The sequence below is a fragment of the Paenibacillus paeoniae genome (genome assembly GCF_003388735.1).
GTDB classification, from domain to species: domain Bacteria; phylum Bacillota; class Bacilli; order Paenibacillales; family Paenibacillaceae; genus Pristimantibacillus; species Pristimantibacillus paeoniae.
Genome location: NZ_QUBQ01000007.1, coordinates 1 through 23,233 on the forward strand (window position 1 = coordinate 1; position 23,233 = coordinate 23,233).

Below are 23,233 nucleotides of genomic sequence, written 5' to 3' on the forward strand. Positions count from 1 at the left end.
AGCACAGCAATGTGTGGAGCTGACGAATACTAATCGGTCGAGGGCTTATCCTAATCGTTTGTGGTTCATACAAGCCACAGACAAGCTAAAGTACAAAACAGCTACTTTCGTATCCAGTTTTCAAGGTGCAAACCCTTGATCGTTTGGTGATGACGGCGAAGGGGAACCACGCGTTCCCATACCGAACACGACCGTTAAGCCCTTCAGCGCCGATGGTACTTGGACCGCAGGGTCCTGGGAGAGTAGGACGTCGCCAAGCACAAAATGGCCTGTCGCAGAATCATTGCGGCAGGTTTTTTGTGCGTTCGGGGACTTTGGGATGAAGGGCTTCGCCTATCCCAAAATCCCCGGCGACGTGCCTCTACCTAAGTGTAGAACCCTCCGAATTTGCTTCATTACATCACCCATGTTATGGTTGCCATAGAGTAAAGTGATTTTTTTCGATTTTGTTACTTGATGTTCAGATGATACCCTTTAAGATGCAATGGAGGCGATAGGAATGTCGGCAGATGAACAGATTGTTAGCCTGGACTTAGAGAGATTTGAAGAGAGTATGGCGTTGTCTCAATTTGCATTTCAGTTTAAACGGTCAACATCGGAACTAGAGGAAATTAAATATAATTTTATTCACGAGCCGGCTGATCGCTGGGCAGTGCTCATCGATGGCCAACTGGCGGCACAGGCTGCGGTGCTTAACTTGCAGACGTATATTGCAGGTCGCCCCTTTCAAATGGGTGGCGTTGCCGGAGTAGCCACATGGCCGGAGTATCGGCGCCAAGGCTTAGTTGGGAAACTGTTGGTTCATGCCCTACAAGAGATGAGAGTAAAAGGACAAACCCTGTCCTTCCTAGCACCATTCGCCTTTGGTTTTTATCGCAAATTCGGGTGGGGCACCTATACAGATGCGAAAACTTACACGCTATTGGTTAACCAACTGCCGAAAAGAACGACGTATTCTGGCAAAATTGAAAGAGTCAGTGGATATGAACGCGTGGCTGAAATCTATGAAGTATATGCCAGTCAATTCAACGGCTCGCTTCAGCGTTCGCCACTATGGTGGGAGAGACGAGTCAGCAAGCGAAAACCGGGACAGATTGCTCTATTTACCGACATTGATGGAAACGGTCAAGGTTACCTCATATATGAGGTGGCGAAAAGAGAGCTTAACATCCATGAGTTTATATATTTAAATGAGGAAGCACGCTCTGCACTCTGGAGCTTTGTAGGTCAGCATGATTCGATGATTGAGCGTGTCGTTGTCAATGCGCCAGTTGATGATATGTTAACCGATCTTCTCCCCGATCCGAGGGTTAAGCAAGAGATTGTGCCTTACTTTATGGCACGTATTGTGGATGTAGAAGCATTCATCAAGCTATATCCGTTTACAGGCGGCGAAGAAGAACAGTTCTATCTTAAGGTAACGGACACGTATGCCCCGTGGAATACAGGAGAGTATATGATCCATATAGATGTCAAAGGCGAAGTGAACGTAAGTCGCGATCCGCAATTATTTAAGCCAGATAATGCTCTTGAACTCGAAATTGGAGATTTAAGTACCCTTATGCTTGGCTATCGGACAACGGCTCAATTATCGTCTTTGAATCGTATTCGCGGACCGCTTCATGCAATAAATCGCTTACATCGTCGTATTCCCGAACGAACAACGTACCTTCTTGATTTTTTCTGAAGATTGCCAAATTTCAGGCTTCTTAAATGCAGGAAAACGCGGTATTTATAGGCACTGGACTAGCCTTGACAGCCCCTACCCCCTCTGCTAATATTGCTAATAATATACGATCGAGGCTATGAAAATAAGGGAGGAACATACTCGTGTGGGAAACGAAATTCGCTAAAGAAGGGCTAACGTTCGACGACGTACTGCTTGTTCCGCGCAAATCAGAAGTGCTTCCAAGAGAGGTTAATATCTCGACTCGGTTAAGCGACAGCATCAAGCTCAACATCCCGCTTATTAGCGCAGGCATGGACACCGTCACGGAATCTGCTTTGGCGATTGCAATCGCTCGTGAAGGCGGTATCGGTATCATCCATAAGAACATGTCCATCGCACAGCAAGCTGAAGAAGTAGACCGTGTGAAGCGTTCGGAGAGCGGTGTTATTACGAATCCGTTCTCACTTACACGTGACCATCATGTGTACGATGCGGAAGAGCTTATGGGCAAATACCGTATTTCCGGTGTGCCTATTGTAGATGGAAACAAGAAGCTGGTAGGCATTCTTACGAATCGCGATCTTCGTTTTGTCCACGATTTCTCCATTAAAATCAGTGAAGTCATGACCTGTGAAAATCTCGTAACGGCTCCGGTCGGCACTACACTGCAAGAAGCGGAAGGTCTGCTTCAACAGCATAAGATCGAGAAGCTTCCTCTCGTGGATGATGAAAACACGCTGAAGGGTCTTATTACGATCAAGGATATCGAGAAAGCAATCCAATTCCCGAATGCTGCGAAAGACGCACAGGGCAGATTGCTTTGCGGCGCAGCTGTAGGTATTTCGAAGGATACAATGGACCGTGCTGAAGCGCTCGTGAACGCAGGTATCGACGTGCTTGTCGTTGATTCCGCTCATGGCCATCATATCAATATTCTTGAAGCGGTTCGCAAGCTTCGTACAGCTTATCCGGATCTGACGATCATTGCTGGCAACGTAGCGACAGGCGACGCAACACGTGATCTGATCGAAGCAGGCGCCTCTGTCATCAAAGTCGGCATTGGACCAGGCTCGATCTGTACAACGCGCGTTATCGCTGGTATTGGCGTACCGCAAATCACAGCAATTTACGACTGTGCAACGGTTGCAAGAGAATACAATGTACCGATTATCGCAGACGGCGGCATTAAGTATTCCGGCGATATTACGAAAGCAATCGCCTCTGGAGCAAGTGCTATTATGATCGGCAGCTTGTTCGCAGGTACGGCGGAGAGCCCGGGCGAGACTGAAATTTTCCAAGGCCGGAGCTTCAAAGTATACCGTGGTATGGGATCGCTTGGTGCGATGAAAGAAGGCAGCAAGGATCGTTACTTCCAAGAGAACGAGAATAAGCTCGTTCCGGAAGGTATCGAAGGCCGCGTTCCTTACAAGGGACCTCTTGCAGATACCGTTCACCAATTGCTTGGTGGCTTACGTTCCGGCATGGGGTATTGTGGAACATCTTCCTTGGAGGAACTGAAAAACGATACGCAATTTATTCGGATCACAGGTTCGGGTCTTCGCGAGAGTCATCCGCATGATGTGCAAATTACGAAAGAAGCGCCAAATTACTCGCTTTAATCAAATAGATGTAGACCCGACTAACGGGATATATGCCAGACAGTGACTCGCCGACATCGGCCGTTGTTGTCTGGTTTTTTGATGCCAAGTAAGCGATCTATTTCCATGATTCCACTATTTTTTCGACACGATATTGAAACTTACAAGACTAAGGATATTATGCTTACAACCTCGTTTAATCCGTAAATCATGCTAATGCTGTTCTCCGTATCTTGAGATGTAATTTAATACTAAAATGATGTCAAATGTACCACTTTGAATGAAGGATCTCTCATTTGATTGTAACCTTTAAAAGGTTTAATTGTAGTGTTCTCCTATGTTACAATTAGGCTTGGACAAATCAATGGGAAAAGGGGAAACGACATTGAAGGTAAAGGGAAGACCGGTTCGGATGTTGTCAGTCATAGCTGCTAGTTTGGCGTTGTGGTTGGCTGTGTTGTCGTTTAGCGCTACGAGCGCTCTGGCAGTCGGTTTCGACAATAGGCCTAGTACAGAAAATTCGCTAGGCTTGCAAGTGAAATCCGCCATCCTCATCGAAGCAGAATCGGGACAGGTGTTGTTCGAGGTTAATCCGGACGAGGCACTGCCGATTGCAAGCATGACCAAGTTGATGACAGAGTACATAGTACTTAAGGAGATTAAAAACGGGCGTATGAATTGGGAAAATGTCGTGACGGTAGATCCTGTTGCGGCCGATACCGATCGTTCGGAATCGCAAATTTTTCTGGCAGCTGGCGATCAGCATTCAGTCCGAGACTTATATATAGCAATGGCGGTTGGCTCGGCCAATGATGCAACAAAGGCATTGGCAATTGAAGTATCCGGCAGTCTGGAAGCTTTTATCGATAAAATGAACGCGACAGCTGACGAGTTGGGCTTGAAAACAGCTATATTCACAAGTGTATCCGGATTCGAGGATACGACCGTTATGTCGGCAAGCGATGTGGTAAGACTAGCCCGTCATATTTTGCTGGAGTTTCCTGAATTTCTGGAATTCTCGAATATTCAGGATTATAAGTTCCGTGAGCGCGATACGGCTCCAATGATTAATTTCAACTACATGCTGGGTTCCAACGTCAACAAAATTTCGCTTAAGCATCTAGCTTATGAAGGCGTTGACGGCATGAAAACCGGCTTTATCAAAGCAGCAGGTTACAACTTTACCGGTACGGTAAAGAGAGGCGATATGCGTTTTATTAGCGTTGTTATGGATACAAGCAGTAAAGATATGAGATTCTATGAAACAGCGAAATTGTACAATTACGCGTACGCTACATTTGAGAAAAAGACGGTGCTGCCGCCAAAATCTGTGGTAGAAACTGTGGAAACGGTCAAGATTAAGAAGGGCAAGAAGAAGACTATTCCTGTCGTAACAGACAAGGACATTACGTTTATGATCATGAAGGGCGTTGAGCCTAAGATTGAGATGAAAGGCTTCGAGCTTATACCGGAGACTGAATTGGTAGCGCCTATTGAAGCCGGTACGAAGGTCGGTACGGTGACGTACACCTATGCGGACAACGCAACAGGAAAAGATCTGGATTATACCGTAAACCTTGTAACGACTGAAGAAGCGGAGAAGGCGGGCTGGTTCCGTCTGTTCTTCCGTGCAATCGGTGACTTCTTCTCGAACTTATTCAATAGCATTCTCGATTTATTCTAATTCCGAGCAAACTACAAGGAATCTAGGCTTGTCGATTAGACGCCATTCCTGTAAAATCAATGGTTAGAACACTGCGGTAATGATCAACATTCCAAGGGATGAATAATAGGAGGAACTAAACGATGGAAACAGGTACATCGCGCGTAAAACGCGGTATGGCAGAGATGCAAAAAGGCGGCGTTATCATGGACGTTATGAACGCCGAGCAAGCGAAAGTAGCAGAAGCGGCAGGCGCTACGGCAGTTATGGCGCTTGAGCGTGTTCCTTCCGATATTCGTGCGGCAGGCGGCGTAGCCCGTATGGCTGACCCGACGATCGTAGAGGAAGTTATGAAAGTGGTTTCCATTCCGGTTATGGCGAAAGCTCGTATCGGCCACTACGTTGAAGCGAAAGTACTGGAATCCATGGGTGTTGACTACATCGACGAGAGCGAAGTATTGACGCCAGCGGATGAAGTCTTCCATATTAGCAAAAATGATTTTACGATCCCATTCGTATGCGGTGCGAAGGATCTGGGCGAAGCGCTTCGTCGTATCCAAGAGGGCGCAGCGATGCTGCGTACGAAAGGCGAGCCAGGAACAGGCAACATCGTAGAAGCTGTTCGTCATCTTCGTCTGATTAATGGTCAAATTCGTAAAATTCAAGGCTTGTCGAAAGACGAGCTGTATAATGAAGCGAAGCTGCTTGGCGTTGCTTACGATCTGCTGCTTGATGTACACCAAACAGGCAAGCTGCCGGTCGTTAACTTTGCGGCAGGCGGTGTAGCGACACCTTCTGATGCAGCGCTTATGATGCATCTTGGTGCTGACGGCGTATTCGTAGGCTCCGGTATCTTCAAATCGGACAGCCCTGAGAAGTTCGCTCGTGCAATCGTAGAAGCGACAACTCATTACCAAGATTACAAGCTGATTGCCGAAGTATCCAAAAACTTGGGTACGCCGATGAAAGGTATCGAAATTTCGAAGCTGAACGCTTCCGAGCGTATGCAAGATCGCGGAATTTAAGAGATCAGATGAGCCGGCCAAGCCTTCGGGGGAGGCCGGTCTTTTAAAAGGATGGCGAATATAAAGATGAAGATAGGCGTACTTGCGCTACAAGGCGCAGTAGCAGAGCATATTCGAAGCTTGGAAGCAGCGGGCGCGGAAGCGGTCGCTATTAAGCGTGTAGAGCAGCTTGATGAGCTGCACGGCCTGGTCATCCCTGGCGGCGAGAGTACGACGATTGGCAAGCTGATGCGGAAGTACGAATTTATGGATGCAATCCGTCAATTTTCGGCTCAAGGCAAGCCTTTATTCGGTACCTGCGCGGGACTAATCGTTCTGGCTGATCGTATAGATGGAAACGAGGAAGCTCATCTGAAGCTGATGGACATGACTGTAGCGCGCAACGCCTTCGGCCGTCAACGCGAGAGCTTCGAGACGGATTTGGATGTAAAGGGCATTGACGAGCCGATCCGCGCGGTATTTATCCGTGCGCCACTCATCAAGGAGGTTGGTGCTGACGTAGAGGTATTGTCGACATACAATGATGAGATCGTGACCGCTAGACAAGGGACGCTGCTGGCAGCATCCTACCACCCGGAGCTGACAGATGATTTCCGTCTGCATGCTTATTTCCTGGAGATGGTGAAGGAAGCCGCTGCTGCGAAGGCATAAGCCAAGCATGACGCACTAAACCAAGAACTAACTAATACTCTCACGAGAGAGGGGCCCATAGAAACGTGTTAGACGTAAAATTACTGCGTACCGAATTTGAAAAGGTGGAGCAGGCGCTTCGCAATCGCGGCGCTTCGCTGGACCTCATTGCCGGTTTCCCGGAGCTTGACCAAAAGCGCCGCGAGCTCATTCAAGAAACGGAAACACTGAAAAACCGCCGTAATACGGTATCCCAAGAGGTAGCGAAGCTGAAGAGGTCTGGCGGCGACGCCGACAGCCTTATCTTGGAGATGCGTGAAGTAGGCGACCGGATTAAAGAGTTGGACGACCAATTGCGTGAGATGGATGTCCAGGTCGAAGAGCTGACGCTTAATATTCCGAACATTCCGAGTGAAAGCGTTCCTGTAGGCGCTTCGGAGGAAGAGAATGTGGAGATTCGCCGTATCGGCGAAGTGCCAACTTTTGAATTTGAGCCAAAAGCGCATTATGATGTCGCTCATGAGCTTGGCATTCTTGACTTTGAGCGCGCGGCGAAAGTAACGGGTTCTCGCTTCACGTTCTACCGCGGTCTTGGGGCACGCCTGGAGCGCGCGCTGATCAGCTTCATGATGGATCTGCACAGTGACAAGCACGGCTATGAAGAGGTTCTGCCGCCGTATATTGTTAATCGCGATAGCTTGATCGGCACGGGACAGCTTCCGAAGTTCGAAGAAGATTTGTTCAAGATCAAGGATACCGATTATTATCTGATCCCTACAGCTGAAGTACCGGTGACGAACATTCATCGCGATGAAATTTTGGATAACGAAGACCTTCCAAAAAACTTCGTGGCATACAGCGCTTGTTTCCGCTCTGAAGCGGGATCAGCGGGTCGTGACACGCGCGGCTTGATTCGCCAGCATCAGTTCAACAAGGTTGAGCTTGTGAAGCTGGTGAAGCCGGAGGACTCTTACGCGGAGCTTGAGAAGCTAACAGGCGAAGCGGAGAAGGTGCTTCAATTGTTAGGCTTGCCATATCGCGTTCTGACTCTGTGCACGGGCGACATGGGCTTCACATCAGCGAAAACCTATGATCTGGAAGTATGGATTCCAAGTGCGAATACGTACCGTGAAATCTCATCTTGCTCCAACTTCGAGGATTTCCAGGCACGTCGTGCGGGCATCCGCTTCCGCAGAGAAGCGAAGAGCAAACCGGAGTTTGTGCATACACTGAATGGCTCAGGATTGGCTGTAGGCCGTACAGTAGCTGCTATTCTGGAGAATTACCAGCAAGCGGACGGATCGGTTATTATTCCTGAAGTTCTTCGTCCCTATATGGGTGGAATTGAAGCTATCCCGGCAAAATAATCCGGTTTATTATCAAATAATCCGAATTTGCTTATAACCACAGGTCGAAATAACTTGAAAATCAATTTTGACCTGTGGTACAATGAGCTTTGTCACGATTAAGTGATGATATGATTTTACGTGGAGAGGTACCGAAGCGGTCATAACGGGGCGGTCTTGAAAACCGTTAGGGTGCAAGCCCACAAGGGTTCGAATCCCTTCCTCTCCGCCAGCTTATACGTATATCCAGCGTCCGAACGCAGAAGCGTTCGGGCGCTTTTTGTTGTGAGGTTACACAAAGAGCAGACGTTGCCCAATTTCTTGATGAATACACAGCAGCCAGAAGCGGAATGAGTCGTATAAAAAGCGTCTCCGCATCGCATCTTAACGTTGTGGAGGTGTTACTTTACTTATGGCGAAATCTGATGAGCTTCGAATAGATCCTCAGCAGCTTGCAGACGCATGGCAGCGCACGCTGCCGGAGACTATCAATAGCTCGGATCGATGCGTGGTGCAGCAGGATGAGGCGGACGACAAGACATTGCGTGTAACGATACATTCCGCAGGTCATCAAATGTATGAATTTGATTTTAAAGTCACTTATATAGGCAGCCGCGAAGTGTCTGTCGAGCTTATCGATGTAGAGAAGGACAACGTGGCTGTGGACGAGCGTACGGATATGATTCAACAATTGATCCATGATTACAAGAGACATCTGCATGAATGCGCCCAAGCGCTGCTGCAGTTGACTCATGCTTAAGGGGTGACGAGCTTGTCGAAAGCAAAGGGAACGGCCGATAAAAATTTATCTAATGTTGTGGATGCTCTGGAGAATGAACCGGTAAACAGCCATCAAGCTCAGCAGCTTCAGCAAGACAAGAATGATCGTCGTCACCAGGATTCACTGAACTTCGATCAGCCCGTAGATATGAAAAATCAACGTTAGTTTGTCGGATCCACATTTACAGCAGCATGGATGAAGGAGGGGAATGCAATGAGCAAGCCGAAGAGCATGCCTGTTCCCGAGAGCGTGCCACATAATGAGAAGAAGCGGCAGGATCACGATAACGGCCTGCAGGAGCCGCTGTCAGGCTCCAAAAAAACGAAGAAACAGAACCATGTATCCCACAACAATCCGGAAGGTTAGGAAACGCCCCGTGTCTATCGCTGACACGGGGCGTTTTTTGACTTCTAGCTATCCAATCCCCTCAATATAGTTTAGAATGGAGTTGCTTACAAAACAGAAAGTGGAGGTACAACGATTGATGAAGCAAGCTAAACAAGTTGCCCTTATCATGATAATTGTTCTGACGATGATTATTGCAGGATGCAGCAGTTCAGCGCCACCAAAGGCAGCCCTGGAAGCCGCGACGGCGAAAACAATGGCAGCCGAGTCCTATAAACTGTCCATGACCTTGCAGCTCGACGAGCTGGATTTCCCCGATACGGGTGGTTCTAATATATGGTTATTTACGCCCACACAGATTGCAGGTATCGTAAAGGACGCAACGATAAAAGCAGACGTGACGTATGCATCGGAACCTATGCGGGCAGACGTTAATCTTGAAGTTATTTTGCCTAGCATGATGGATATGAAATTGGTGGTACCCATGATACTTACGGAGAAGAAGCTGTATATTCAAGTACCAGCCCTTCCCTTGTTCGGGATTCCGGATTCCGTCGTGGGCAAGTACTTGCAGTTCGACCTGGATGATCTAGCGAAGCAGGAAGGTGCAGACAAGCTGAACCTGAATATTGTCGATTTGCTGAAGATGATGCAGGATTTATTTTCCACACTGATGAAGCACGCTGATGAGAAGACCTATTTCAGCAATGTAAAGGCTGAGGAAGCGGGTTTGCCCAAAGATCTCAAGGTTGACCAAATAGTGAAATTCGCCATTGATGAGGATCAATATCCGCAGACGGTAGAGACGATCATCAAGGCGCTTCCGGAAATTTTGGATATATTGATGAACAATGAAGCATACCTTCAAGCGGCCGGTATTGAAAAGGCTGATCTGGAAGAGATGAAGGCGAATCTGGATACCAAAAAGACAGAACTGCTTAATCTGCTTCAAAATGATCTGAAGTTTAATGCATTGGAACTAACGGGCGGCATTAAGGACAAATATTTGGTGTACCAGGGCGGCAAGATATCTGTTCAAAAAACGAATCCAGAGAGCGGTATGGACTCGAAGTTCGGAGGGACCTTCTCCGCTCAGTATTCTGAACTGAATAAGAAGGTCGAGTTCCCTGAACTTCCGACCGATGCCTTGACCAAAGATCAGCTTACAGAGCTGTTCAGAGCAGCTGCCGGCCTGTAATCCATATTAATGATAGAAATCCCCTCCTACCGGCTTGAGAGCTGTTAGGAGGGGATTTTTTCACTTGATGAATCGAATCGTCACCGGATACCGATAGACGCTGCCCTCGTTCGCTTTGATGGAAGCAAGAATGACGAGGATGAACCATGCAATGCCGATAGCTATGAGGAGCAGGACGCCAATAAATAAAATAATGAGAATGGAGGAGATGATGCAATAGATCATAATGCTGATTTGAAAGTTAAGCGATTCTTTGCCTTGTTCGTTGACATAAGGGGAGTGATCCTTCTTGATCAACCAAATGACAAGAGGGCCGATAATCGAGCCAAAAGGAATGATGAAGGTACTGAAGGCCAGCAGATGACATAGCATACCGAACGTTTGATCATCCCTCGATACAGGATTCCGGTCGTACACGCAAATTCCCTCCTCATCAAAATAAAGTCTCATCATGAAGCATTCAATAAGCAATATATGCACAGCTTTGGAGCCTGTAGTCCTAACTACTCAAATCTAGTGCAAAAGAATTGTTTTTCGCAGGTAGACACAAAGTCCCACTTAAATTGTGGAAATTTTATTTATAATAGAACTAATTAACTTCGACAAAATTTTACATGAACCGATAAGAGGTGACAGACGACATGATTTCTCCTTTTTTCAAGAAAAAAGAAACATCGGAGAAGCCAAGCGACCAGCCGCAAGACCTAGTTCCGGGATCTCTGCCTGATCAGACGGACCTTGCCGCTGATGCAGGGAACGAGGACAGAGCTTATGGGGCTAATGTTCCGAACAAGTCAAAAATGGATAAAAAGTCGCTGGATCTGATCTTCGCAGTAGAACAAATGATTCAGGCCAAGCAGCATACAGAGCTTCAAGTGAATGAGCTTCAAGACCGACTGACTCATGCCAGCGGGAATATTGATCGGCTGAACCGAGATGCGCGCCATCTGAACAAGGTCATTGAAGAGCGTGAGAAGAGCATTCTCGAGCTGGAACAGAAGATCGTAGATAAAAACATGAAAGTGGACCAAGTCGTAGAGGATTACAGCGAGCTGCAACGGAAGTTGTCTGCGGAGATTGAAGAGCTCAAGAGCGTTATTGAACTGGAGCAGCAGAAGTATCAAGGTCTTCTTCAGAAACATAACGATACGCTTGGTGAAAAGAATAAGCGCATTCACGAGCTCGAGGAGAAGATTGGCAGACAGGAAGTTGAGAATCAGCATCTCAAGCAGAAGTACGAGGCGACGCATCAGGAGAAAGTGTATTTGGCGAATATGATCAGTGATTTCACCAATCGCATGTCTGCGCCGTTAGGTAGAGACAACCAATGATGAGTACGGAAGCCTTGCAGACGATTGAGCTGTTGTCGCTGGAAGTCAATCATGGTCGCCATGAACTGCGGCTGGCGATTGAACGGAATGGCCAACGTAATGTGGTCATGCTGGAGGTGGATGAGGACACGGGTCAGCAAGTATTTCCACTCGCTCCTAAAGAGGAAGAGCGGGCCAGATTGTCACTCTATACCAGCTGGGATCCTTATCGGCAGGTCCAGTATAGCTCGGTGATCAAGTCGAAAGGTCAACAGAGTGAGACGCATTATTTCACTTGTTCTAAGCTGTATGCGGATCTCATGGAGCAGATTCGAAAGGGTGATTTGCCTGAACAAGTGGCAGTGGATCACAATCAGCAGACTATGCTGATAGATCGGGAGGCTTCACTCGTAAGCACAAATACATATATAAAGAAGATAACACGGTTTCTGACTGCTTCCTTGCGCTTGCTCGTCGTGACAGGCGTGATTTATGTATCCTGGATCGAACTGGAAGGTCGCTTCTTGGCAAACCAAGGGGAAGCGGTAAGAGACCTGCATCCCCCAATGACCGCAGCGGTTGACACCATTCAGGAGGGGACGTCTTCGTGGCCGAATGATCATTTCGTTCAGGCGCAAGGCGAAGCGGGGAGCGGGATTGTCGTCACGGCAAATCTCCAGGCAGAGCCGGATAGCTCAGCCAAGCCCGAAGAAGCTGGGGCTCAGTTAGTCACACCGGAGATCATCGAGCTGACAGTAGGTGAGCCTTATTACAGCCTGCCGAAGGGATACGTGGCGTTGACCTTTGATGATGGCCCTTCCATCTATACCAAGGACATCGTGGATCAATTAACTAAGCATGAAGTGTTGGCGACATTCCTGTTTGTAGGAAGAAATGCAAGCAAGGATGCGGAAGCTGTGGCTTATGCACGTGAACAAGGTATGGCTGTAGGCAACCATTCTTGGGATCATAGCAATTTGGCTCCACTGAAAAACGATAAAATGGCAAACAATATTATAGCAGCGAATGAAAAGCTGGAGCTGTTCATCGGCCAGCCAATATCTCTGTTTCGCCCGCCATACGGGTCTTTGAACGATCGATTATCGGATACAGTCGAGGATCTGGGAATGAAAATGCTGATGTGGAATCGCGATCCCGAGGATTGGCGTACGAATGAAGCGAGCGATATTATGCAATATTTTAAACAAACAGAGGCGTCGGGCGGGATCTATGTCCTACATGAGAAGAAAGCGACGCTTGAGGCATTGCCCGATATTATCCAATTTTTGAAGAAGCAAGAGCTGAAATTCACCATCTTTCAATAATCGGCAGTCTGAATGCGGCATAGTCGCAAAGGGCTGTTTTTTTTCGTGCAGGGAAGCGTGGAATGGCGTCGAATAGTTTCTATTTAGGAATAATTCCATCATTTGGAGGTTTTTATGTCGGAAGACTTTTATTGCGAAGAAGTACTTAGCGGACGAACAGAAGTGAATCGAGTTTTGGAAACGGAGCGCGTATTGGCCTACCATCACACGAGGCCGTTTTATCCGGTTCATATCGTCGTCATTCCGAAGCGACATATCCCTTCCCTGCTTACATTGGAAGAGAGCGACGATGATCTGCTGTTGGAGTTAATCGGCGTCATTAAGCAAGTGGCTGCCAAGGTGACGGAGCAATATGGCGCAAGCAGGGTGCTGACCAATTTGGGGCAATATCAGGATTCCAAACATCTTCATTGGCACGTAGCCTATGGAGACCCGTTGCGATAAGCGAATAAGGAAAGGGACCGTAAGGTTCCTTTTTTTATGGAAAAATTGAACGATATCGGCGACAAGGTTGTCTGTATAGAGGTGGAGGTGAGCAGGAGTTGGATTTTACCTATTTGAATACACTGGCGGGCGGTTATGATCGGGAGCAGGTATTGCATGATCTCATTCATGCCTATCGCCATGATGTGTGGGATTATGCCTTCTCGATTACGCGCAGTGTGGACTTATCCGATGATATTGCACAGGACGTTTTCTTGAAAGTGTATGAGAAGCTGCATACGTTCCGTGGAGAAGCCTCGATCAAAAGCTGGCTGCTGCGTATTACACGTAACGTTAGCTTCAACCGGATGAAAAGCGGATTTTTTCGGCGGGTGCTGCTTATGGGTGAGATGAGAGAAGCTGGAGCGGGGGCCCCATCGGCGGAGAAGCAAGCGATGGATCGCTTGCAGACATCAGAAGCCTGGCAGCTTGTGCTAGGACTTCCAGTCAAGCAGCGTGAGGTGCTGGTGCTTCATGCTCATCATGAATTGACGCAGGAGGAGATTGCGAAATTGCTGCATCTTCCGCTAGGCACGGTCAAGTCACGATTGCACCATGCCAGATTGAAGCTGGCTGAGCGGTACAGGGGAGGTATGAAGCATGAGGGAGTATAATGTTGATCTGGAGCAGGCGCTGCGAAGGCGTCCTGTGCCAGGCAAGCAGGTGTCGATATCCGTGGAGAGCATATTGGCGCCGAGGGAAAGAACTACAGCATGGCGAAAACGGATCATTTACGCTTTTGCGGCCTGTGCAGTTGTGATTTCGGTTATCTTTTTGTCCAAGGATGTATGGATGTCGGGCTCAGACATGGGTACGGTGCCTCCACATGAGGGCTATCATGCGTCGAACAACGAGGATAACCGGACTTTTCCGATGAAGGAGAAAGAAGCGACGGCGCTTGGCGAGCTGCAGCCTGATCAGGAGATGGACGCACAATTAGCGGAGCTGGATTGGAACGGGTTTTTGGAGGGGAGTACGAAGGTGGCTGGACTCGAATTGTTGCATCGAGAGGTTATCAATGAAGATCGTCAGTTGCTCTTCATGACCAGGCAGGGCGGAGATGATTACCTATATGAGCTTCTTACGGTAGAGATAAAGAAAGGCCAAAGCGAAGCCTACAAGGTGTCGACCTCCTTCTCTGCGATTCCGCTTAAGGGACCGAAGACGTATGAGCAGCAGGCCGACAATGACTGGATGACGTACAATTGGGGTTCTTTCCGGAATGAAGATGGTCATACGATCAGGTTCGCATTTGGTTTTGTGCTGAACGAGCGGCTGACGGAGGTCCGTTTTTCCAACAAAGCGGGGCAGCAAGAGTCTGCGTTGCAGCTTAGTCAGTCGAACGGTCAACGCCTATGGTTCAAGGTATTGTCATCCGAATTAAGCGAGGGACCCATTACGATTGAGGCTCTTAATAGTCTTACCGGAGACCTGATGCTAATCGAAACGGATGGCCGGATCAAGCACAGGTACAGTAAGAACGTTCAAAACATGAACAGTTTTAGTGCTCTATCTCAGCAGGAGTGGCGTGAGATTGCAAGTGGTGCGCTCAGTCATCCATACTTAGAAATACTGAACCAAGTCAACATGCAAGATGGTTCTCAAATGCTGTTGATGGTCGATGATGATAGGATTACGCCCGTCCAGACATACAAAATATACGTGGTAAATTTAAGGGAAGAGAGCAAGCACGACTCAAATAAAATAGTAATCCCCTCATCGCTGGGTGTAAGTGCTAACGTGAATTTTGCAGATGGATCACTTGCGGGTAAAGGCAATGAGTTTTTCCATTATGCTTGGGGAGCGTTGTATGAGCATGCCTTTGTATTTGGGTTTATTCGCGACGCTGAAGTGGCGAAGCTGCAATTAATGGATCCGAAGGGTGAGCCATTAGATCTGCCATTTATGACGAATGAGCAAGGGGATCGATTCTTTGTTCACTACTTCCCGACAAATAAGAGCGATGCCTTTGATTGTACGATTCAAGCATTAGACGAGAGCGGTAATGTTTTGTCTTAGGCGAATAGGTAATCATTCAGCAAAGCTGCCTCGTATATTGTGGATGCTTTTTTGTAGGGGGCTTACGTACAGTTATGATATTAACTATGCAAAAACTGTTCCAGTCTTTTATTCACCTCGGCGGGATTCTCCAAATTCAACATATGACCCAGGCCTGGAAGCAATTCAGCCTGTATCGTTTTGCAAAGCTCGGTCGCACGGACATAAGCTTGGCCAGAGTCACTGATGACTTCCTGATCACCGAGAAGCAGCAAGAGCGGAGGCTGCAGCTGGCGAAGCTCATCGTCGCTGTACACACCAGGAGCAACCTTCAGCGAGAGCGAGCCGTACCGGAAAGCGGCATGAAATTGATTGACCATTGATGAATTCAGCTTGTGCTTGGATAGCCAGCCCAGAAACCTACGTATATTCCATTTCATCGGCAAGGCAGCTATAGAGATGATTCGACGAATAAAGGTTGGGTGAAGCTCTACGAAGGTAGCAGCAGGGCTGAGCAAGAACAGCTTAAGGATCCGATGCGGAGCATAAAGAGTATAGTTCAAAGCGAGAAAGCCGCCATACGATATGCCGCCCAGCGAGACCGTATCCAGTTGCAGCTCACGAAGAACATCATCCATCCACTGCCCGCATTCTTCACGGCTTGCCGGAGTAGCTGTCGGCAAACTCTTGTTCAAATCGCCAATATAATCAATGGCATAAATGCGGTGCTTTTTCGCCAGAACTTCAATATTGGGGTACCAGACAGTAGAGCTGAATCCCATCGCATGCAAGAGCACAAGCGGTGTTCCATCTTCTGGGCCACAGGAAAGAATATGAGTGGATCCGAAGCGGGTGGGCACAAAAAAGGAGATAAACGGGACTGGCCAGTTCAACAAACTTTCTTGATACTTGCGATCGTAGCTTGATTGCCGTTTGGCCGTTTTGAAATGCAAAGAAGTCTCAGTTGCGGCAGGGATAGAAGCTTTTTTCATCTTGAGCACCTCGTGGATATTGGATATGGAGATAGGTAGTAGCCGATTGGGGCAGATGTATATCGATATAAATAATACCATAATTTCCTAGGTCGCGGTACTGTCGTTCGTAATATCAGAAATGTATTTTGGTGTCTATTTCGTTAAAGAAATCGGGGTATTTCCCTTTTGGCTGTACCCCTTACTTATGTTATAATAAATATTGCTGTGGCCCCGTAGCTCAGCGGATAGAGCACACGTTTCCTAAACGTGGTGTCGGATGTTCGATTCATCTCGGGGCCGCCAGTGTTGGCGCGTTATGATAGAGTGCAGATAAGGGGTTGGCCATCGCGGCCAACCCCTCTTTGATTGAAATTATACATCTATGGTTACAGAACCGACGGCCACGGATGCTTCCAGGCGAGGCCCGTTCGTTCCGATTGTTCCGGTGATCTCTCGCTTGGTATTAGCGGTGTACTCCAGCGTCTCCAGATGGCTGGTGACGCTGCCGACCTCGCTTTTCAGGCTCACGCTAGCGGCAGCCGGAGATTCATTCAGCTTCACCCGAATCGTGCCTACCTCTGTTTTAGCCACAAGGTCGTTATCCAAGTTAATGCCATTCAACTCGATATCCCCCGTTGCCGTTTCGGCTTTGATAGCGCCCGCAACATCGCTCAATCGGATTGAGCCTGCATCGATTTTGACATGGAGTGAATTGGCGTGCAGTTGAGTACCTTTGATAGCGCCGAAATTATTGTTGATCGTTACTTTATCGTATTGTTTCTCAGGTAACGCAATAATCAACCGGCGTTCCCCACGGTTATCTCCGATAATTTTGCTGTTCTTTTCTTTTGTTTCAATTTCAAGCACATCCTTTTTGATTGCGACATTAAAGGTAATATCCTTCACGACCTTGCTGTCAGTCAGTAGTTCAACTTCAGCCTTCTCCGATTGGCTGCGTACGATATCAATTAACATCGCTTCCGTCACGACTTTCAAGCTTCCGAATTCATCAGCCTCAAAGGAATGCTTGCCCTTCGATACGACTTCGCCCGAACCTGATCCTTCGCCAATGATGGTTTTATCCGTAAATTTGTTGACGGTTCCGCTGCATGCCGTTAGTGTAATGGCCAGCATCGTGGCTGTAACAAGCAGACTTATTTTTTGATAGTTTTTCATGGTTGCTCCCCTTTTCGATTCCGTGTAGTAATCACTATATTTAAGAGCCTGCGCCCTCAATTCATCCATAATTTAACTTCTGTCTTTTATTATAGGGAAAAAAAGCTCTAGTCAAAACAGACCTCCGACGGTGAATGGTACTAGACTTAAGGCCTGGTTTTTCCGGAATCTGGAACAGAATTGAAGTGAGATGAAACAACTTTGAGGTCGTAATGAAGCCATGCAGGCTGATCTGGATCACGGCTGAAAGAAAGATGAACGGCTGGTGAAATTATGAAGATATTCTAACCGCCACAAGTCGACAACCTTCCGGCAAGAAGGTATCATGGAAGAGGGCCAATAGCCTTAAGAAATGGCTTGGTTTTCCTTTTGCCCTCGGTTTAGTAGGGGAATGGGGCCGCCTATGGTAAAATGGTATGGATATGAACATAGAGGTGAAATAATATGTGCGGTTTTGTCGGATATATAAAAGGAAAAAATGCAGTTGATCATTCAGCTACAATTGAACATATGCTTGAGACCATTATTCATCGCGGTCCGGATAGCGGCGGCGTGCACGAGGATGAGGACATCGTACTCGGTTTCCGCAGACTGAGCATTATCGACTTGTCTACAGCAGCGAACCAGCCGCTATATAGCGATGATGGCAATATCGTGCTTGTCTTCAATGGAGAGATCTATAACTTCCAGGAGCTTCGCGAGGAGTTGCAAGCGCAAGGCTATATCTTCCGTACATCCTCGGATACAGAGGTTTTGCTTCACGGTTATTTGGCTTACGGTACGGAGATGCTGCAGCGTCTGCGCGGCATGTTCGCCTTTTGCATCTGGGACAAGCGCAACAACACAACGTTTATCGCGCGTGATGGCTTCGGCATCAAACCGTTATATTATACACGTAATACGGTGGACAACACGTTCATCTTCGGCTCGGAGATCAAGTCGTTCCTTCCTCATCCTTCTTTCGTGAAGGAATTGAATAAGGATGCGCTCCGCCCTTATTTGACGTTCCAATACTCGTCGATGGACGAGACCTTCTTCAAGGGCGTGTACAAGCTGCCGCCAGCCCATTACATGGTTATCAAGAACGGCGATGTCCAGATCGAGAAGTACTGGGATAAGTCGTTCCGCGAGGAAGAGAACACGCTGGGGCATTATGTCGACGAAATCCATGAGACGATGAAAGAATCGGTAGCGACACACAAGATTAGTGACGTGAAGGTAGGTTCCTTCTTATCCGGGGGAATCGACTCCAGCTATATTACTTCTCTGCTTCGTCCGAACAAGTCATTCTCTGTCGGCTTCGCCGATTATGAGGCGATGTTCAATGAGACGAACCTGGCGAAGGATTTATCGGAACAGCTGAATGTGCAGAATGAACGCAAGATGGTCACGGCAGAAGAATGCTTTAACGCACTTCCTACGATTCAATATCATATGGATGAGCCTCATTCCAATCTGTCATCGCTGCCGCTTTATTTCCTGGCGGAGCTGGCGCGCAAGCACGTAACGGTTGTGCTGTCTGGCGAGGGCGCCGACGAGATCTTCGGCGGTTATCCATGGTATCAGAATTCGCCAAAAATGGAGAAGTACGAGAAGCTGCCATATGGCATTCGGCGTGCGGCTTACTATCTCGGCAAGAGTCTGCCTAAGAATCGGATTACCGAGTTTCTGGTCAAAGGCGGACAGAAGGTCGAGGAGCGCTTCATTGGTGAAGCGGTCATCTTCAGTGAAGAAGACGCGCTCGGCGTTCTGACACCTGAATTCAGCAAGGGTCCTTCCGTTGCCAGCGTGACCGGCAAGATCTATGCGAAGGTGAAGGGGGCAGACGACGTTACGAAGATGCAGTATCTGGATCTTCATCTATGGCTGCCGGGCGATATCTTGCTGAAGGCGGATAAGATGAGCATGGCTCATTCTATTGAGCTGCGTGTACCGTTTCTGGACAAGCAAGTGATGGAGCTTGGCAAGAAGCTGCCTTCACGCTACCGGGTCAATTCAATCGATACCAAGTACGCGCTGCGTCAGGCAGCGCTGAAGGATTTGCCGGAGGAGTGGGCGAACCGTCCGAAGCTGGGCTTCCCGGTTCCGGTCCGTCACTGGCTGCGCGAGGAGCGGTATTACAAGCTGGTGAAGGAAACGTTCTCGGCGGAATATGCCAAAGCTTTCTTTAATACCGACGTATTGATCGGCTATCTGGACGAGCATTATCATGGCCGCAAGAACCGTGCGCGGTATGTGTGGACGACATATGTATTTTTGGTCTGGTACAAGCGATTTTTCATTGATATGTAGGAAAAGGGGTTCGATCTCGTGGCAAAGCAGGATTTCATCCCGGTCATCTTAGGCACGGATATTAACGCGTACGGGATGGCGCGTTCCTTCCATATGGAATACGGCGTAACGAGCCGCTGCATCGGCAAGGGCCGCTTGTTCATGACGAACTTCTCTGATATTACGACCATTAAGGTTGTCGAGAACTTGGATGAGCCGGACGTGTTCGCGGATGCACTCATTGCCTTCGCTAATGAGCTGAAGCAAGAGGCGGAGAAGCTCATATTAATCGCCAGCAGTGACAGCTATGCGGAGCTTGTTATCCGCAATCAGGATAAGCTGGCAGCGCATTACGAGCTGCCGTTCGTTGCTGAGAAGTGGATCGACGAGCTGTTGTACAAGGACCGCTTCTATGCGTTATGCGAGCAGTACGGTCTTGATTTCCCGGCTACCTATATCGTGACGAAGGAGAACAAGGATGGGGTAGAGCTGCCATTCGGCTTCCCGGTCGCCTTGAAACCGGCAGACAGCATTGCCTATCTCGAAGCGTCGTTCGAAGGGAAGAAGAAAGCCTATATCATTAAAGAACAAGCTGAACTGGAGCGCACGCTCCAGGCCATCTATGCTTCTTCATATGCAGGAAAGATGATCGTGCAGGACTTTATTCCAGGCGATGACTCCCATATGCGCGTCTTGAACGCTTATTCGGATCAGACCGGCAAGGTTCGCCTTATGTGCTTGGGAAGACCGCTTCTAGAGGATTGTACCCCCTCTCTTGTAGGGAACTATGTCGCGATTGTTAACGAATACAATGAGGACATCTACAAGCAATATCAGCAATTTCTTGAGGCAATAGGTTATACGGGGCTGGCTAACTTCGACATGAAATATGATGCGAGAGACGGCAAGTATAAAATCTTCGAGATTAATCTTCGCCAAGGCCGAAGCAGCTTCTTTACGACGGGCAGTGGCTACAACCTGGCCAAGTTTATCGTGGACAATCTGGTCTACGGCAAGCATGAGGCTGTCGTCTATGCGAAGACGGAGCATTTATGGCTCGGTGTGCCGAAGGAAGTCGCACTCAGCTATACAGAGGACAAAGAAGCTGTCACTTATATGAAACAGCTCATCAAGGAGAAAAAGTACTGCATGACGCTCCAATACGATGCCGATAAAGCGATTAAGCGTTGGTGGCATGTGCGCAAGTATTACAAAAGCTACGAGGACAGATTCAAACAATTTTACGAGCAGAAAGGAAATTTGTAATGCCAATCGTAGACATCACGAATGAAGCGGAAATGTCACGTTACGAGCGCTTCTTGCGAACCTCTCCATTCGCAACAACCACGCAGGATACAGGCTGGTCCGAGGTCAAAAATAACTGGATTCCGCTGTACGTCTATTTGGAGGAAGCGGGAGAAATCATCGCTGCGATGTCGGTGCTGATGGTGAATGCGGTAGGGGAGCAGAAGCTGGCCTATTGTTGCAAAGGACCTGTATGCGATCCGAAAGATACGGCACTTGTGGATCGTCTAATTCAGGAAGCTGAAGCGGCCGCACGTGATCATCAAGCTTTCGTGCTGCGGATGGATCCGGAGACGGCGTACGATAAAGAGCTGCACAAGCAATATGCGGAACTCGGCTATGTGTTGCGCAATCGCAATGTATCCTCCAAGGATACGACGCAGCCGCGCTACAACATGGTGCTGGATTTGAAGGGGAAGACGGAGAGCGAATTGCTGGAGGGCTTTCACTCCAAGACACGCTACAACATCCGCCTATCGGAACGTAAAGGTGTAACGACGCGCTTCAGCTCAGAGTCTGCCGATTTGGAGCTATTTCACCAGTTGTACGTGGTGATGAGCAATCGCCATGGCATCTCGTATCGTCCTTACCCTTATTTTGCACGCATGCTGGAAGCTTACCGGGATTATACGCGCATCTATCTGGCGGAGCATGAAGGAGATACGATTGCCGCAGCGGTCGCAATCAGCTATGGAGACAAGACCTGGTACATTTACGGGGCAAGCGCCAATGAGAAACGCAACTTGATGGCCCCGCATCTGCTGCAGTGGGAAATGATCAAATGGGCTGTAGAGCAAGGCAAGGCCCGGTATGATTTTGGCGGCGTATTCAAACTCGATCAATCGGATGGCTTGTACAGGTTCAAGGAAGGCTTCTGCCATCCGGACCGTTACACGGAGTACATCGGCGAGATCGATCGTGTGCTGAATGAGGAAGCTTATCGAACATTTACGAGCAAGTAGAAACATATCAATCTGAAAAAAGACAGAAGCATGGAGGTACAGACGATTGAAGAGGCTTTTATTGATTGCTATGACGGCAGGATTGGTGGTGCTGGTTGTTCTTATTGGGAAGAGCGGGTTCCAATGGGGAGGCGATGGCATAAGCAAACCAGTCACGAATGACGGCGAGCAAGCGGAGAGCACTCCGGCAGTTGTCGAGAAGGTCAAGCAGGGCGTCATCACGATTGTTCACACGGACAGCACTACGACCCTGCCGATCACAGGCACGGAATTCACCATTGTGAATGGCAGCACGGATGCCGTTATTGAGAAAGTGACGACAGGAACGGATGGAAGAGCCGTATCTTCCAAGCTGAATTATGGTACTAACTATTTGATCAAGCAAAGCAGCATTATGGAGCCGTTCGAGCTGGATAATCAAGCTGTCGGCGGTGCCGTTAATCAGGAAAATCGCGAAGTGACTTTCTCCAGCACGATACCTGCTTATGTGAAAGGTTATGAGTGGACAGAGAACGGGGAGCTCGATGTATCAGAGATCTATATCGACGTTCCGCTAGTGATGCAGAAGCCTGAGCTGCCGAATGGCTGTGAGATTACTTCACTCACAAGCGTGCTTAATGGCATGGGTTATGATTTAACCAAAGAAGTAATGGCAGACGAGTATCTTCCGAAGGAGTCCTTCTATCGGAAGGACGGCAAACTGTACGGGGCTAATCCGTACAAGGCATATGCCGGCAACCCTCGTGATCAAATTGCCTGGTTCTCGTATGCTCCGCCGATTATCGATGCCGCCAACAAAGTATTCGACGAATTCGGAGGCGATCATACGCCTGTCGATATTAGCGGCAGCACGCGTGAAGAGATATACGCCGAGCTTGATCGCGGCAATCCCGTCGTCATCTGGGTGACGCTCGATCTGTCGCCGCCGCAAATTACGTCCTCCTGGTATTTCAGCGATACGGGCGAGCTGTTCAAAGCGCCAGTCAATCTTCATTGTGTCGTGTTGAATGGCTACGGGCCGGGCAATCGGGTTCATGTTATGAATCCGCTCGAAGGACAAGTTACATATGATGCAGACGAATTTTTTGCTTCTTACGATGCGTTAGGTACTCATGCCTTGGTTATTCATTAATTTCGGCTATAATTAGAGATCATCTCCATAACTTAAGCTCAA

Annotated in this window: 22 protein-coding genes, 2 tRNA genes and 1 rRNA gene; 22 read left to right on the top strand and 3 right to left on the bottom strand. The window is 48.2% G+C overall.

Going from position 1 to position 23,233, the window contains the following annotated elements:
• Positions 1 to 142: 142 nt before the first annotated feature.
• The 12 genes from rrf (at position 143) to DX130_RS23335 (ending at position 10,255) form a co-directional block, all read left to right on the top strand.
• Positions 143 to 259: ribosomal RNA gene (gene rrf / locus DX130_RS23285) — 5S ribosomal RNA — on the top strand.
• A 240-nt stretch (positions 260 to 499) separates the two neighbouring features.
• Entirely contained in the window at positions 500 to 1,687 is a 1,188-nt protein-coding gene (locus tag DX130_RS23290) for a GNAT family N-acetyltransferase (protein ID WP_165861426.1), read from the top strand.
• Positions 1,688 to 1,830: 143 nt separating this feature from the next.
• On the top strand, positions 1,831 to 3,288 hold the full coding sequence (gene guaB / locus DX130_RS23295; RefSeq protein ID WP_116049479.1) for an IMP dehydrogenase: 1,458 nt from the start codon (positions 1,831 to 1,833) through the stop codon (positions 3,286 to 3,288).
• A gap of 364 nt (positions 3,289 to 3,652) precedes the next feature.
• Positions 3,653 to 4,951, top strand: a complete 1,299-nt coding sequence (locus tag DX130_RS23300) for a D-alanyl-D-alanine carboxypeptidase family protein (RefSeq protein WP_240644672.1) — start codon at positions 3,653 to 3,655, stop codon at positions 4,949 to 4,951.
• Positions 4,952 to 5,073: 122 nt separating this feature from the next.
• Positions 5,074 to 5,955, top strand: a complete 882-nt coding sequence (gene pdxS, locus DX130_RS23305; RefSeq protein WP_116049483.1) for a pyridoxal 5'-phosphate synthase lyase subunit PdxS — start codon at positions 5,074 to 5,076, stop codon at positions 5,953 to 5,955.
• 66 nt (positions 5,956 to 6,021) lie between these two features.
• Complete coding sequence (gene pdxT / locus DX130_RS23310) at positions 6,022 to 6,606, top strand: pyridoxal 5'-phosphate synthase glutaminase subunit PdxT (RefSeq protein ID WP_116049772.1); 585 nt, start codon at positions 6,022 to 6,024, stop codon at positions 6,604 to 6,606.
• A gap of 65 nt (positions 6,607 to 6,671) precedes the next feature.
• Positions 6,672 to 7,952 carry a serine--tRNA ligase gene (gene serS, locus DX130_RS23315; protein ID WP_116049485.1) on the top strand — a complete coding sequence of 427 codons (1,281 nt, stop codon included), beginning with the start codon at positions 6,672 to 6,674 and terminating at the stop codon, positions 7,950 to 7,952.
• Positions 7,953 to 8,074: 122 nt separating this feature from the next.
• Positions 8,075 to 8,163 (top strand) — tRNA-Ser (locus DX130_RS23320).
• A 180-nt stretch (positions 8,164 to 8,343) separates the two neighbouring features.
• Entirely contained in the window at positions 8,344 to 8,691 is a 348-nt protein-coding gene (locus DX130_RS23325) for a hypothetical protein (RefSeq protein ID WP_116049487.1), read from the top strand.
• A 12-nt stretch (positions 8,692 to 8,703) separates the two neighbouring features.
• A complete protein-coding gene (locus tag DX130_RS26615) occupies positions 8,704 to 8,877 on the top strand; it encodes a hypothetical protein (RefSeq protein WP_165861427.1) in 174 nt (57 codons plus the stop codon).
• Positions 8,878 to 8,925: 48 nt separating this feature from the next.
• A complete protein-coding gene (locus DX130_RS23330; protein ID WP_116049489.1) occupies positions 8,926 to 9,078 on the top strand; it encodes a small acid-soluble spore protein P in 153 nt (50 codons plus the stop codon).
• A 118-nt stretch (positions 9,079 to 9,196) separates the two neighbouring features.
• Positions 9,197 to 10,255, top strand: a complete 1,059-nt coding sequence (locus DX130_RS23335) for a hypothetical protein (RefSeq protein WP_116049491.1) — start codon at positions 9,197 to 9,199, stop codon at positions 10,253 to 10,255.
• Between the two features lie 60 nt (positions 10,256 to 10,315).
• Here DX130_RS23335 and DX130_RS23340 read toward each other — a convergent pair whose 3' ends face one another.
• A complete protein-coding gene (locus DX130_RS23340; RefSeq protein ID WP_240644673.1) occupies positions 10,316 to 10,672 on the bottom strand; it encodes a DUF4870 domain-containing protein in 357 nt (118 codons plus the stop codon).
• Positions 10,673 to 10,896: 224 nt separating this feature from the next.
• On the opposite strand from DX130_RS23340, the gene DX130_RS23345 reads away from it, so the two are divergent.
• The 5 genes from DX130_RS23345 (at position 10,897) to DX130_RS23365 (ending at position 15,392) form a co-directional block, all read left to right on the top strand.
• Positions 10,897 to 11,586 carry a hypothetical protein gene (locus DX130_RS23345; protein ID WP_116049494.1) on the top strand — a complete coding sequence of 230 codons (690 nt, stop codon included), beginning with the start codon at positions 10,897 to 10,899 and terminating at the stop codon, positions 11,584 to 11,586.
• Positions 11,583 to 12,890: a polysaccharide deacetylase family protein gene (locus DX130_RS23350; protein WP_116049496.1), complete on the top strand. Its 1,308-nt coding sequence runs from the start codon at positions 11,583 to 11,585 to the stop codon at positions 12,888 to 12,890. The genes DX130_RS23345 and DX130_RS23350 overlap by 4 nt, the downstream gene beginning before the upstream one ends.
• Positions 12,891 to 13,004: 114 nt before the next feature.
• Positions 13,005 to 13,334: an HIT family protein gene (locus tag DX130_RS23355; RefSeq protein WP_116049498.1), complete on the top strand. Its 330-nt coding sequence runs from the start codon at positions 13,005 to 13,007 to the stop codon at positions 13,332 to 13,334.
• A gap of 98 nt (positions 13,335 to 13,432) precedes the next feature.
• Complete coding sequence (locus DX130_RS23360) at positions 13,433 to 13,987, top strand: RNA polymerase sigma factor (protein WP_116049500.1); 555 nt, start codon at positions 13,433 to 13,435, stop codon at positions 13,985 to 13,987.
• Positions 13,974 to 15,392, top strand: coding sequence for a hypothetical protein (locus DX130_RS23365; protein WP_116049502.1), 1,419 nt, complete (start codon positions 13,974 to 13,976; stop codon positions 15,390 to 15,392). Before DX130_RS23360 ends, DX130_RS23365 begins: the two co-directional genes overlap by 14 nt.
• Before the next feature lie 80 nt (positions 15,393 to 15,472).
• On the opposite strand, the gene DX130_RS23370 is transcribed toward DX130_RS23365, so the two are convergent.
• Positions 15,473 to 16,363 carry an alpha/beta fold hydrolase gene (locus DX130_RS23370; RefSeq protein WP_165861428.1) on the bottom strand — a complete coding sequence of 297 codons (891 nt, stop codon included), beginning with the start codon at positions 16,361 to 16,363 and terminating at the stop codon, positions 15,473 to 15,475.
• A 209-nt stretch (positions 16,364 to 16,572) separates the two neighbouring features.
• Here DX130_RS23370 and DX130_RS23375 point away from each other — a divergent pair.
• A tRNA-Arg gene (locus tag DX130_RS23375) sits at positions 16,573 to 16,648 on the top strand.
• A 69-nt stretch (positions 16,649 to 16,717) separates the two neighbouring features.
• Here the strand turns inward: DX130_RS23375 and DX130_RS23380 are convergent.
• Complete coding sequence (locus tag DX130_RS23380; RefSeq protein WP_165861429.1) at positions 16,718 to 17,521, bottom strand: DUF4097 family beta strand repeat-containing protein; 804 nt, start codon at positions 17,519 to 17,521, stop codon at positions 16,718 to 16,720.
• Positions 17,522 to 17,965: 444 nt separating this feature from the next.
• On the opposite strand from DX130_RS23380, the gene asnB reads away from it, so the two are divergent.
• From asnB to DX130_RS23400, 4 genes are read left to right on the top strand one after another with little or no spacing between them, the layout of a single operon-like run.
• Entirely contained in the window at positions 17,966 to 19,813 is a 1,848-nt protein-coding gene (gene asnB, locus DX130_RS23385; RefSeq protein ID WP_116049508.1) for an asparagine synthase (glutamine-hydrolyzing), read from the top strand.
• A gap of 18 nt (positions 19,814 to 19,831) precedes the next feature.
• Positions 19,832 to 21,058 carry a carboxylate--amine ligase gene (locus DX130_RS23390; RefSeq protein ID WP_116049509.1) on the top strand — a complete coding sequence of 409 codons (1,227 nt, stop codon included), beginning with the start codon at positions 19,832 to 19,834 and terminating at the stop codon, positions 21,056 to 21,058.
• On the top strand, positions 21,058 to 22,059 hold the full coding sequence (locus tag DX130_RS23395; RefSeq protein ID WP_116049511.1) for a lipid II:glycine glycyltransferase FemX: 1,002 nt from the start codon (positions 21,058 to 21,060) through the stop codon (positions 22,057 to 22,059). Before DX130_RS23390 ends, DX130_RS23395 begins: the two co-directional genes overlap by 1 nt.
• 46 nt (positions 22,060 to 22,105) lie before the next feature.
• Positions 22,106 to 23,191, top strand: a complete 1,086-nt coding sequence (locus tag DX130_RS23400; RefSeq protein WP_116049513.1) for a C39 family peptidase — start codon at positions 22,106 to 22,108, stop codon at positions 23,189 to 23,191.
• Positions 23,192 to 23,233: the final 42 nt, after the last annotated feature.

Excerpts from the sequence above, each read along its gene's own strand:
- DX130_RS23290 (WP_165861426.1), top strand. The coding sequence starts at position 500 with ATGTCGGCAGATGAACAGATTGTTAGCCTGGACTTAGAGAGATTTGAA.
- pdxS (WP_116049483.1), top strand. The coding sequence starts at position 5,074 with ATGGAAACAGGTACATCGCGCGTAAAACGCGGTATGGCAGAGATGCAA.
- pdxT (WP_116049772.1), top strand. The coding sequence starts at position 6,022 with ATGAAGATAGGCGTACTTGCGCTACAAGGCGCAGTAGCAGAGCATATT.
- DX130_RS23325 (WP_116049487.1), top strand. The coding sequence starts at position 8,344 with ATGGCGAAATCTGATGAGCTTCGAATAGATCCTCAGCAGCTTGCAGAC.
- DX130_RS23330 (WP_116049489.1), top strand. The coding sequence starts at position 8,926 with ATGAGCAAGCCGAAGAGCATGCCTGTTCCCGAGAGCGTGCCACATAAT.
- DX130_RS23335 (WP_116049491.1), top strand. The coding sequence starts at position 9,197 with ATGAAGCAAGCTAAACAAGTTGCCCTTATCATGATAATTGTTCTGACG.
- DX130_RS23345 (WP_116049494.1), top strand. The coding sequence starts at position 10,897 with ATGATTTCTCCTTTTTTCAAGAAAAAAGAAACATCGGAGAAGCCAAGC.
- DX130_RS23350 (WP_116049496.1), top strand. The coding sequence starts at position 11,583 with ATGATGAGTACGGAAGCCTTGCAGACGATTGAGCTGTTGTCGCTGGAA.
- DX130_RS23355 (WP_116049498.1), top strand. The coding sequence starts at position 13,005 with ATGTCGGAAGACTTTTATTGCGAAGAAGTACTTAGCGGACGAACAGAA.
- DX130_RS23365 (WP_116049502.1), top strand. The coding sequence starts at position 13,974 with ATGAGGGAGTATAATGTTGATCTGGAGCAGGCGCTGCGAAGGCGTCCT.
- DX130_RS23370 (WP_165861428.1), bottom strand. The coding sequence starts at position 16,363 with ATGAAAAAAGCTTCTATCCCTGCCGCAACTGAGACTTCTTTGCATTTC.
- DX130_RS23380 (WP_165861429.1), bottom strand. The coding sequence starts at position 17,521 with ATGAAAAACTATCAAAAAATAAGTCTGCTTGTTACAGCCACGATGCTG.
- asnB (WP_116049508.1), top strand. The coding sequence starts at position 17,966 with ATGTGCGGTTTTGTCGGATATATAAAAGGAAAAAATGCAGTTGATCAT.
- DX130_RS23395 (WP_116049511.1), top strand. The coding sequence starts at position 21,058 with ATGCCAATCGTAGACATCACGAATGAAGCGGAAATGTCACGTTACGAG.